Raw genomic sequence first — 12,034 nt, forward strand, 5'->3', positions numbered from 1 at the left:
CGCTCGCGAGGATAATCGCGAGAGCTATTTGCGCTTTTTGTTGCTCGAAACGTCGATTAAAGCTACAAAATCAGGAAATCTAGAGCAAATCAGCTAAGTCGCAAGTTGTATAGCGGCAAAAGAACTTGATTAATATCAAAAGGCATGCCTTCAAGATTCTTTACCTTAGCTGTAACAACCTTATAATTAAGCAACCAATCTGCAGGAGCATCCTTGCTAACAATTCTCGCAGCCTTAGCAAGAAGCTTATTAGACTCCTTAGTATTCGCGCAAAGCATTGCCTTAGCATACAAATCCTGAACCTGCTTATTGTTGTAACCATAGTAATATTTAGGATCTGCCCATTGTCCAAAATCATGGCTTTCATTGTGGTCTACCATAGACAAATCGTAGTTTTTATTGTTATAAACGTCGTGAAGCCAAGTAGTAAATTCTACAATGTTTACCTTCAGATCAATGCCAATCTTCTTTAGCTGAGACCTCAACTGGTCACCAAGTTGCGTTCCATAAATATTCGGGTATGTAAGCGAAAGATGCAAAGGATTTGATTCGCTGAAACCAGCCTCCTTCATCAATGACTTAGCGCGCTTAACATCATGAGTGTAAATATTAGTCAAATCCTCATATCCTGGGTCAAGAGAAGGAATCGGTCCGCCAAGCAAAGCATCCGTACCGCCGCGTGAAGCAATAATCTGCTTATGGTCAATAGCATATCGAATCGCTTGGCGCACGCGCTTATCTTTAGTCCGCTCACCATTCATGTTCATAGCAAGCACAAATTTATCGGTACTGTTTCCAGCTTTAACAACATAGCGCTTTGCATCCGCTTTAAAAGTCTTAGCAAGCTGACCTGAAATAGGCGCCAAAGCTTGAACAGCTCCAGAAGAAAGCGCATCTACAGCAGCAACATCATCCACAAAATAGCGAACAACAACTTTTGATGTTCTAGGCTTATTAATACCTTTGTAGCACGGATTTGCCTTTAACACAACACGGTCATTCGGCACAAACTTTTCTACCAAATACGGGCCAGATCCAACAGCTTGAGTTTTAGCATCATAATTCGCAAGCTTATCGAAGACTAAGCCAGCTCTAGAGCACAACGCCCACAAAAGCTTTGCGTTTGGCTCTTTAAGCTTGATTTCAAACGTGTAATCATCTTTAGCTTTAGCGGATTCAACTTTTCCAACCATGTTTGATCCGCGATATTTCTTTGCAACAAGCTCGTTAAAAGACCACTCAGCGTCTTTTGCAGTAAGCCTGTGCTTGTTAGAAAACACGACTCCCTTACGCATGTGGAATGTATACTTTAAGCCATCTTTGCTTATTTCCCAACTCTTTGCAAGGGATGGAACAACCTGATTTTTAGTATTTCTAGCTACAAGACCTTCATACACGTTTCCAATCAATAACTGTTCCAAGGAAGAGCCAGATTGATTGCGAATATCGAGATTTGTAGGAGCAAGTTTTAGTCCAATTGACACAGTTTTATTTGATACTTGTGTAGAAGATGTTTGACTTGCGGGATTTTTTTGTGGACCTGTAAACGTTGCAATAATAGCGCTAACCACTGCAATTACTACGATTGCTACAGAAACAAGCCAGAATTTTCCTAAACCACGCTTATTAGTTTTATATCCCCTTTTAGACGCAGCGTTAAGCGAATCATCTGTACTAGAACTAAATTGCGATTGCTCTGCGTTTTCTTGCCCATAGAATTTATCGGTCGCGTCGTTATTGTACGCGCCATCTTTGGGTTCTTTGTTATCCATTCAACAAACCTTTCTGGATTGTAATTAGATACATTATTTATATTTAATTTATATTTATTCTGTTTTACAGCTCGTCGCTTTATCTAGCTGCAACTTTCGCAACCATAAAGTCAACGGCAAACACAATCGTATCCGATTCACAAGTCAAACGAAGATGCGGTGAGTCTAAACAACACATTGCATATTTGCATGATTTTTCATATATTTTAAGCCTATTTTATTACCATATATCCTACGAATGTGGTTAAATGCCAACAGACGTAAACTTGCAAACGTGCGCAAAATCCTAAAAAGATTAGAATCACGCTAGCTTGCATATTAACAAAATACATACGTTTAATAGATGCATGAAAATGTGTAGTATAACAATGTACAACATAAAAATGCGTTTAATAGGTTTAGTAAAAAGCGAGGAATAATGGCAGAGAACTTGAATACTACGGTAACAGTAAACGAATCCTCGGATCCGCAAAATAACGGCAGCCAAGACCGCACTGCTCTAAATCGCCAGCTTGCACAAATGCTTAAGGGCGGCGTGATTATGGATGTTACTACTCCGGAGCAGGCGCGAATTGCTGAAGATTCTGGAGCTTGCGCTGTAATGGCGTTGGAGCGTATTCCTGCCGATATTCGCGCGGCTGGCGGAGTTTCTAGAATGAGCGACCCAGCTATGATTCACGGCATTCAAGAAGCTGTGTCTATTCCTGTTATGGCAAAATGCCGTATTGGTCACTTTGTTGAAGCGCAGGTGCTTGAGGCTATTGAGATTGATTACATTGACGAAAGCGAAGTGCTTAGCCCAGCAGACGACGTTTACCACATTAACAAGCGCGATTTTGCAGTTCCATTTGTTTGCGGTGCAAAAGATTTGGGAGAAGCTTTGCGCAGGATTAACGAGGGTGCTTCCATGATTCGCACAAAGGGCGAGCCTGGAACTGGAGATGTTATTCAAGCTGTGCGCCACATGCGCATGATGAATTCCGCAATACGCAAGCTTACAAGCATGCGCGAAGATGAGCTTTTTGAGGAAGCTAAGACTTTGCGCGTGCCTTTCGATCTTGTAAAGTACGTTGCACAAAACGGCAAGCTTCCTGTTGTAAACTTTGCAGCTGGCGGTGTTGCAACCCCTGCAGACGCTGCTTTAATGATGCAGCTTGGTGCTGAAGGCGTTTTTGTTGGCTCTGGCATCTTTAAGTCTGGCGACCCAGCAAAGCGCGCTGCTGCAATAGTTAAGGCTGTGACTAATTACAAAGACGCTAAGATGATTGCTAAGCTTTCCGAGAATTTGGGCGAAGCGATGGTTGGTATTAACGAGCAGGAAATCAAGCTTTTAATGGCAAATCGCGGCGAGTAATTGAGGCGAATTATTTTGGCAAACTCACCTATCAATACAAATAATTGCTCGCATACTGTAGCAGTTTTAGCTGTTCAAGGTGCTTTTCTTGAACATCGCTTAATGCTTGAAAAATTAGGCGCACACGTTATTGAGCTTCGTCAAGCGCGCGACTTGGAGCAGTCTTTTGACCGCCTTGTTTTACCAGGCGGCGAAAGCACTGTGCAATCGAAGCTTCTCAAAGAGCAAAATATGCTCGAGCCTTTGCGTGAGAGGATTGCAAGCGGAATGCCAGTTCTTGGCACTTGTGCAGGCTTGATTTTGCTCGCAAAAAACGTGGAAGGTAACGAAGTTAGCGGATTTGGCACGCTAGACGTTACAGTTAAGCGCAACGCTTACGGCCGCCAGCTTGGAAGCTTCCACTACGAATCTGAGTTTGGAAATCTTGGAAAAGTGCCGATGACATTTATTCGCGCGCCTTATATTGTGCAAGTCGGTCCTAATGCCGAAACTCTTGCAACAGTAGATGGAAACGTTGTTGCCTCGCGCCAAGGAAATCAAATCGGAACAGCTTTCCACCCAGAGCTTGATGAAGACACTAGAATACACCAGCTTTTCTTAAGCTTATAGATATCTTGCGTTTGTAAATTAAAGTGGCACTTAAATAACTTGATTAAGTGCCACTTTTATTGATTAAATCGCCAGTAAAATCGCTAATAAATCGCTATTTTACTTCAAAAATCGCGTATCCAAAAGCTCCAAGAGATTGATTTTGAGCATCATAATTGTAGCTAATAATCGGCTTACAATCAGGCAAAGCACTAAACGAATCGTTAGATTCATTAAACGCATTTAAAGCTACAACAACACGCTTAGAGTCAGTTTCTCGCGCAAACACAAACTTTCCGCGCTCATCATAGTCAAGAACTCTAAAATTACCATGAATAAAGCAATCGTTATTTTTACGCAATTTTATAAGTTCGCGGAATAAATCACGATTATCGCTGACAGGATTTGACCAAGGCATAGGCGCTCGATAATCACACTCTTCAAAACCAATTACACCAAGCTCATCACCATAGAACACGCTTGGGGCTCCAACAGATGTAAGCAAACAAAGCTCAGCCAAGCGGAATCGCTTATCTGCCGTAGAAAAGTCGCAAGCTTCCGAAGAGCTTTGAGCACACAAGCTTCTAAAGCGACTAACGTCATGGCTATCAAGCAAATTCAATTGACCTTGAACAATCGGGAATGGGTATCTTAAAAGCATATCTACAAATCGACTATTAAACTCGCGCGCATTAATCTTGCCAAAAGCAAAGAAATCGCGGCAAACTTTGCGGAATTCGTAGTTCATAGTGGAGTCAAACATGTCTCCTTGTAGCCAACGCTCAGAATTCTCCCAAATCTCAGCAATTAGCACACTATCTTTTTTAGTCTTTTTAGCAACAGAGCGGAAGGCACGCCAAAAGTCTTTATCAACTTCATTCGCAACATCCAAACGCCAACCGTCAACATCAAAATCTTCAAGCCAATAGCGGCAAACGTCCATAAAATAGTCGCGAACTTCGGGATTAGAAGTATTGAGCTTTGGCATTTTACGCTCATACGCAAAACACGTGTAGCTTGGGCGCTTACCATCTTCGGGGCGCTTAACAGGGAACTTTAATCCATAGAACCAATCCTTGTATCGCGAATTTTCGCCATTTTTAACAACATCGTCAAACGCGAAGAAATACCAACTAGAATGATTAAAAACGCCGTCAATAATTATGTGCATGCCGCGATTATGAACCTCGCTAACAAGCTCCCTAAAATCGTCGTCCGTTCCTAAATTAGGGCAAACATGGTAGTAGTCAAGAAGATCGTAACGATGGTATTCTGCAGCTTTAAAAATAGGATTTAAATACAAGCAATTAAAGCCCAAATCCTCAATATAATCAAGATTTTCGATTATTCCTCTAATGGTTCCACCTAAACGAGTGTGTAAAGTTTGGCCAGTTTTCTCATCAAAATAATCTTTTGCCTCGCAACTTATGCCACGTTTAGAATCTGCAAAACTATCTGGGAAAATGTTATAAACAACAGCCTCTTTAAGCCAATTAGGAACGTCGCTAATCTCCTCGCGGCGAATAAATGGGAACTGGTAGACTTCTGTACGATCTTCTGGAAAATCAGTCGCAATAGTATCGGCGTACAAATACAAGCGCTCATCCGCATCTTGCATCTCAAAGTAATAACAAACTCTATCTAAATCGCTGCTTATGTTTGCTTCATAGTAGTCAAAGTAATCGTCGCTTGCAATCTTTTCCATTTTCAGCGTGCAGAACTGATCTAACGGAGTCAAATCGACGCGATTTCCGTAATGCAAAACGCATGAACAAAGATTATTCTTTGCCGCACGCAAGCGAATTGTTAAACAATATTCTGCCGTAGAATACGCGTATTGTGAAAGTGGTCGGTGCAATATTGCATGACGATTTATCATTTACATTTCCTTTCTAGCCTCGCTGCCATTGTTTTCGACTTTATCACCTACTGTGCTACACCGCCACACTTTTATGCGATTTTCTAAAGCAGCAAGCACAAACAATCAAATTGAACGCAACGGACTTAGCATTAATGTAATATTGCTCTAAAGATGCGCATACTTAAGTTTGGCAACACACAACAAACACAACGGAGGCGAATATGCTTTTAGCAGTAGACATTGGCAACACGAATATTGTGCTTGGATTCTTGGAGAACGGCAAGATTGTTGGCACGTATAGAATGACTACAAAAGCAAATCACACTTCCGACGAATACGGCATTATGATTACGCAATTCTTAAATCTTAGCGGTTTTAGCGTAAACGATGTTGAAGATGTTATTGTTGCTTCGGTTGTCCCAAAAGTTATGCACTCGTTCCGCGCAAGCATTGTTAAGTTTTTGCAAATCGACCCTATGATTGTAGGCCCTGGAGTAAAAACTGGCGTAAATATTCGCATTGACGAGCCACGCTCTTTGGGAGCAGACTGCTTAGCGGATTGTGTTGGCGCGTTTTACGAATACGGCGGCCCCGTATTAGTTATAGATTTTGGCACAGCTACAACCTATAACTACGTTGATAAAAGCGGAGCAATTACTTGCGGACTTATTTGCACGGGAATTAGTGCGGCGGCTGCAGCTCTATGGGATAATACTGCTCAGCTTCCAGAAGTTGAGATTTCGCGCCCTAAATCCGTTCTTGCAAAATCAACTCGTCCTGCTATGCAAGCTGGATTGTATTACAGCTTCTTGGGTGGAATTGAGCGCACGATTGAGCAATTCAAAATAGAAATAAATGAGCCTTTTAAGGTTGTTGCTACAGGCGGCTTGGGACGACTTTTTGAAAAAGACGTTGAAACTATTGATTATTACGATCCAAATTTGATTTTTAAAGGAATGTACGAGATTTATAGACGAACGATCGGCTGCTAGCGACTTTTCCTTTGGATTACAGACCTAAAGTGCATAAGTCTAGCGCACAACAAAACCCTGATTATACCCGTATTCTTTCAAGTCTTTTTTCCAAAGATTAATACCATCTTTAAGACTAATTTTAGGACCAGGGTCGTCTGGAAGTTGAAAATCCTTACCATCGTCTTGTTTAATGCCTGCATCAATCATCGACTGCACTGTTAAACGTGCTCTTGATTTTCTGTTCCAATCATAGGCCAAACCGACTGTGAAACGAAAATCGCTACGAGAATATACTTCAAACGGCAAATATTTGTAGCCTGTATCTACATGATTTGCTGCATCTGCAAAAATACGGTTGAATTGTTGTCCTCCGAAATATGGCACATCGATTCCGCGAGAATCACGAACCATTGTTTTGTTTAGGAACGCTTTGTCTCTAAGAGTCACAACGTCTGCTGGGAATGCTCCAGATAAAACTCTTTCTTTAATACCAGTCTGATCATGGCATACAAAATTCACAAAACGCATCGCGGCTTCAGGCTTGCGACTAGACTGAAGGACGCTTAGAGCAGATCCTCCCATTTGCGCATTGTCATTGTTTCCATTCATAGTCGGAACTCTCGCTACACGCCACAACCCTGCTCCGCCTGGAATATCATGCATTAAAAGCGATGTCATCCATGCTCCAGCAAAAACAGATGCAACGCTGCCAGAACCAACTGCACTTTTCCAAGCTGGAGTCCAAGTTGCAAGTCTTGTATCAACCAAATCTTCGTCAATCATGGACTGCCAAAATTTAGTAAAGTCTTTTGTTCCTTTGTCTTTACTTAAGCGAACTGTAACGGTTTTACCATCGTGAGAAGTTATAAAAGGTCTTCCTCCTGCAAGCCAAATCATAGCGTTATAAAAACTTGCATCTCCAGAATCTGCAGCAATATAAACGCCAATATTTTTTAATTTTCTTGCAGCATGTAGATAATCCTTCCAGGTGTGAATTTGCGTAACATCCACACCTGCTTGGTTGAATACGTCTTGATTATAAAACCATGCTAAAGGACCTGAATCCATTGGCAATCCATAAACTCGTCCTCCTAATTGAACAGAAGACCATGTGCCTGGCGTATAGAATGTTTGAGTTCCTTGAACGCGATTTGTAATATCCAAAAGTTGTCCGCTAACCGCGTATTGTGGCAAAGCGTGGTATTCAAGCTGAGCAACATCTGGCATACCGTAACCGTCTTGAATAGCACTGTTAAGATTGTTGTATCCGCTTGTATCTTTAACGCTAACTCGAATATCTGGATTTTGTTTCTCAAAATCTGCCGCAATCCGCTTCATGCTTGGTTCCCAAGACCATACTGTTATTTTTGTTCTAGAATCAACAGATCCGCATGACGCACAAAAAGCAACAATAAAAACGCATGTAATCGCAGAAATTACGCGCTTTATATTACGAACAAAAACGCGGTTTATATTACGGTTTATATTACGCATAACAAAACAACCAAAATTCTGCTTGCGACTTTTCTGCGGGCTTTTTGCACACATAATATTCACTGCTATTCTACAGTTACAGATTTTGCAAGATTCCTAGGCTTGTCAACATCGTAGCCCTTAAGCTTTGCCATATTCATAGCAAAAAGTTGTAATGCTACAACATCTACAAGTGGGCTTAGCAACGTTGGGCATTTAGGGCGCCAGAACACAATATCTGCGTAACGCTCAGCGTCTGGATCACCATCTTCTGCAACCGCAATAGTAAACGCTCCGCGAGCCTTAACTTCTTCAATTCCCGAGATTACTTTAGCGTGTAAAACGTCTCTGCCTCTAGAAGATGGCACTATAACAACAACTGGCTCGCCTTTGTCTACTAGAGCTATCGGGCCATGTTTAAGCTCTCCTGCCGCAAAACCTTCTGTAAACGTGTACGCAATCTCTTTTAGCTTTAATGCGCCTTCTAAAGCAACTGGGTAGCCAACATGCCTGCCAAGGAACAAGAACGATTTTGCGTCTATTGTTTTCTTTGCGGCTTGCATAATCGAATCAGCTTGCGTATCTAAAACGTTTTGTATTTTATCTGGCATTTCTTTAAGCTGGGACACGATTTGCTGTATTTCATCTCTGTACATTGTTCCCTTGACTTGAGCCAAATAAAGCCCAAGCATGTATGCTGCTACGATTTGCGCAACAAATGCTTTTGTAGAAGCAACTGCGATTTCTGGGCCAGCATGAGTGTAAAGTACAGCATCCGATTCTCGCGGAATACTCGAGCCTTGAGTGTTGCATATTGCAAGCACGCGGCTGCCCTGCTCGCGCGCGTGCCTTAACGCCATTAGCGTGTCCATTGTTTCGCCAGATTGAGATATTGCAACAACAAGCGTTCTATGCGTTAAAATTGGGTCTCTGTACCTAAATTCGTGAGCCAACTCCACTTCTACTGGCACGCGCACCCAATGTTCAATCGCATATTTTGCAACTAATCCAGCGTAGCTTGCTGTTCCACAAGCTACAACTATTATCTTGTCGATTGATCGCAAAATATCTTGACTAATCCTAACTTCGTCAAGAATAATATTCCCTTTTGCGTCGAATCGTCCTCGTAAAGTATCAGCTACGGCATGCGGATCTTCGTGGATTTCCTTATCCATAAAGGAATCCCATCCGCCTTTTTCTACTGCAGAAGCATCCCAGTCTACTGTAAAACAACTAGGGTTTTCAATCTCGTTGCCGTCAAAATCAGTAAGACGAAGCTGTGCTTTTTTGTTTCCTTCTATATCTCCGATTAAAACAGCCTGATCTTGACCAACTTCAAGCACTTTATCTGTGTATTGAACAAAAGCAGCAACATCGGAGCCTAGAAAATACTCGTTATTTGAAACACCTACTACAAGCGGCGAATCGTGACGAACAGCAGCAACAATATTAGGCTGTCTAACGTCTACAGCAAGTAGAGTAAAAGCTCCTTTAAGAATTTTCGCAACTCGTCTTATTGCTTCAAAAAGATCTGGCTTACCAGTTTCTTCAATTATTTGATTCGCGATTTTTCCAAGAGCTTTTGCTGCAACTTCTGTATCTGTTTGAGACGAAAACTCTATGCCTTCTTTTTGCATTTGTTCTTTAAGACTAATAGCGTTTTCAATAATACCGTTGTGAATAAGTGCGATTTTTCCGTCGGCACTAATATGCGGATGCGCGTTTAAATCACAAGGAGCGCCATTCGTAGCCCATCGAGTGTGACCTATTGCCACACTCGCTTCTGGCATTGGATTAGCTTCTATATCTTTTCTTAAAACAGCTAAGCGACCAGCTTTTTTGCGTACGCATATAGAATCCATTCCTGGAGCAGCAAGAGCTACTCCAGATGAATCATATCCGCGATATTCTAAGCGTTCTAACCCATTTAAGCAAACTTCTAGAGGCTTTGAGCAAACTGTGCCAAAACCTGCATATCCTACAATGCCACACATAATTTTCTATTGTACGTTATAAAGTGTGCGTGTTTCTACACATGTCGAAAATATGCAAAAATCTTATTAAAATACGCGAAAAACACTTGCAAAATACTTGCAAAACACTTATAAAACGTGATGTAGAAAATCTTTAAATCTTTCTGTTTGTGGGCAATCTATGATTCCTGAAGTACCACATTCAACAACTTTTCCGCCATCCATGAACACAACTTGATCTGCAACTTCTCGTGCAAAGCCAATCTCGTGAGTTACAACAATCATTGTCATTCCATCATTAGCTAAATCGCGCATAACGTTAAGCACTTCCCCAACTAGTTCTGGGTCTAATGCAGACGTAGGCTCGTCAAAAAGCATTATTTCTGGTTTCATCGCAAGCGCACGCGCAATGGCAACTCGCTGCTGCTGACCACCCGAAAGCTGAGAAGGATAATGGTCTACGCGGTCTGCCATTCCAACACGTTCAAGTTCTTTAATTGCTAAATCGCGTGCAGCGGTTTTGTCCATGTGTAAAACATGAACTGGCGCTTCCATAACGTTTTCAATAGCCGTCATATGCGGGAACAAATTAAAACGTTGGAACACCATTCCAAGCTTTGCGCGTTGCTCTGCAATTTCTTTGTCGTTTAACGCTTGCAATGCTTCTTTACCTTTATGTATAACGGTTTTTACGCCAATGCGCTCGCCATAAATTGTGATTTTACCAGACGTAATTTTTTCTAGTTGATTTATCAATCGCAATAGGGTTGATTTTCCACTTCCAGAAGGACCGAGTATGACTGTTACACTTCCTGGATTAACAGTCATGTCAACTCCCTTAAGGACTTGAAGATTACCGAAGGACTTGTGTAAATCCTTTATGACTACTGCTGGAGTATCACTTTTAGTAACATTTTGGCTTTGTGTATCAACCGTTAAAATATCAGTCATTTTTCCTCAAATCTAATTACGATTATATAAAATTTGTAATTTTGACGCGGTTTATGCGTTATATGTTTATGCGTTAAAACCTAACATTGTTGCATTATTGCGACCCTTTACAGCGTCACTATTCGCTTTAATCGCATTATCTCCACGTTTTGCAGCATTAGAGTTAATTTGAGCATTGTTTACAATGTCTTTTGCTTCGAATCCTTTACCAAAATGCTTTTCTAACATAACTTGAAAAACCATCAAAATAGACGTAATAATTAAATACCAAATGCTAGCAACTATAAGCAACGGAATCGGCTTATAAATACGATTTGCTACAGCATTTGTGGCAAACTGAAGTTCTAAGGTAAAAGGAACAGCTAAAACCAAAGACGTAGTTTTAAGCATACCAATAGTCTCATTGCCCAAAGGTGGAACGATAATACGCATAGCCTGAGGCAAAACAACCCTGCGCATAGTCAAAGACCTGCCCATGCCAAGAGCTTGAGCCGCCTCAACCTGACCAGCATCCACAGCTTCTAAACCAGCACGAACAATCTCCGACAAATACGCAGCCTCATTAAGAGACAATCCAATAACTGCAGCGTTTAAAGAAGTCATAACAACGTTGGAATCAATGGAGAAAAACTCAACGGATGTAAACGGAATGCCCATACTCAACTTAGGAACAAGTACAGCAAACATTCCCCAAAATACTAGCTGCGTATAAACTGGAGTACCCCTAAAGAACCAAATAAAGAACCAGCTTACGGCTCGAAGAACAGGGTTTACAGACTTACGCATCATTGCTAATCCTATAGCAAGAACAATTGCAATAATCATAGACAAGAATGTGAGTATTAGCGTCCAAGCAATGCCTGTAAGAACATTGTCGCTTATTAGATATATGCCTACAACATTCCACTCAAATCGCGGATTTGTAACTATAGAATAAAGCAGCGAGCACGCAATTATAGCTACGATTATGCCAGCTATGATTGGTCCAGGTTTTTTGACTGGTAGAATCCGATCACCATCAGAGTTTTGCGAAAGCTTCTTACTCGCATTGTTAAACATATTTTCTCCATTAACATTTTAAATTGTCA

General features: G+C 41.4%; 9 protein-coding genes. 3 read left to right on the forward strand and 6 right to left on the reverse strand.

The window, feature by feature from the left end; genetic code table 11:
* Positions 1-89: 89 nt before the first annotated feature.
* Positions 90-1,772, reverse strand: coding sequence for an ABC transporter substrate-binding protein (locus HXT60_RS03640; RefSeq protein WP_065189691.1), 1,683 nt, complete (start codon positions 1,770-1,772; stop codon positions 90-92).
* 520 nt (positions 1,773-2,292) lie between these two features.
* On the opposite strand from HXT60_RS03640, the gene pdxS reads away from it, so the two are divergent.
* Positions 2,293-3,126, forward strand: a complete 834-nt coding sequence (pdxS, locus tag HXT60_RS03645) for a pyridoxal 5'-phosphate synthase lyase subunit PdxS (protein ID WP_042711222.1) — start codon at positions 2,293-2,295, stop codon at positions 3,124-3,126.
* A 15-nt stretch (positions 3,127-3,141) separates the two neighbouring features.
* Positions 3,142-3,735: a pyridoxal 5'-phosphate synthase glutaminase subunit PdxT gene (gene pdxT, locus HXT60_RS03650; RefSeq protein ID WP_410309869.1), complete on the forward strand. Its 594-nt coding sequence runs from the start codon at positions 3,142-3,144 to the stop codon at positions 3,733-3,735.
* A 94-nt stretch (positions 3,736-3,829) separates the two neighbouring features.
* Here pdxT and HXT60_RS03655 read toward each other — a convergent pair whose 3' ends face one another.
* Positions 3,830-5,593 carry a glycoside hydrolase family 13 protein gene (locus HXT60_RS03655; RefSeq protein ID WP_004117717.1) on the reverse strand — a complete coding sequence of 588 codons (1,764 nt, stop codon included), beginning with the start codon at positions 5,591-5,593 and terminating at the stop codon, positions 3,830-3,832.
* A 203-nt stretch (positions 5,594-5,796) separates the two neighbouring features.
* Here HXT60_RS03655 and HXT60_RS03660 point away from each other — a divergent pair, with 203 nt between their 5' ends.
* Positions 5,797-6,567 carry a type III pantothenate kinase gene (locus HXT60_RS03660; RefSeq protein WP_004114938.1) on the forward strand — a complete coding sequence of 257 codons (771 nt, stop codon included), beginning with the start codon at positions 5,797-5,799 and terminating at the stop codon, positions 6,565-6,567.
* Positions 6,568-6,606: 39 nt separating this feature from the next.
* On the opposite strand, the gene HXT60_RS03665 is transcribed toward HXT60_RS03660, so the two are convergent.
* The 4 genes from HXT60_RS03665 to HXT60_RS03680 all read right to left on the reverse strand — a co-directional run bounded on the left by HXT60_RS03665 (position 6,607) and on the right by HXT60_RS03680 (position 12,005).
* Positions 6,607-8,097 carry an ABC transporter substrate-binding protein gene (locus tag HXT60_RS03665; protein ID WP_421790770.1) on the reverse strand — a complete coding sequence of 497 codons (1,491 nt, stop codon included), beginning with the start codon at positions 8,095-8,097 and terminating at the stop codon, positions 6,607-6,609.
* An 11-nt stretch (positions 8,098-8,108) separates the two neighbouring features.
* On the reverse strand, positions 8,109-10,016 hold the full coding sequence (glmS, locus tag HXT60_RS03670; RefSeq protein WP_421790772.1) for a glutamine--fructose-6-phosphate transaminase (isomerizing): 1,908 nt from the start codon (positions 10,014-10,016) through the stop codon (positions 8,109-8,111).
* 108 nt (positions 10,017-10,124) lie between these two features.
* On the reverse strand, positions 10,125-10,946 hold the full coding sequence (locus tag HXT60_RS03675; protein WP_004113503.1) for an amino acid ABC transporter ATP-binding protein: 822 nt from the start codon (positions 10,944-10,946) through the stop codon (positions 10,125-10,127).
* Between the two features lie 66 nt (positions 10,947-11,012).
* On the reverse strand, positions 11,013-12,005 hold the full coding sequence (locus tag HXT60_RS03680; RefSeq protein WP_004113501.1) for an amino acid ABC transporter permease: 993 nt from the start codon (positions 12,003-12,005) through the stop codon (positions 11,013-11,015).
* Between the last annotated feature and the right edge of the window lie 29 nt (positions 12,006-12,034).

This window comes from Gardnerella sp. KA01002 (assembly GCF_049244015.1).
GTDB classification, from domain to species: Bacteria; Actinomycetota; Actinomycetes; order Actinomycetales; family Bifidobacteriaceae; genus Bifidobacterium; species Bifidobacterium vaginale.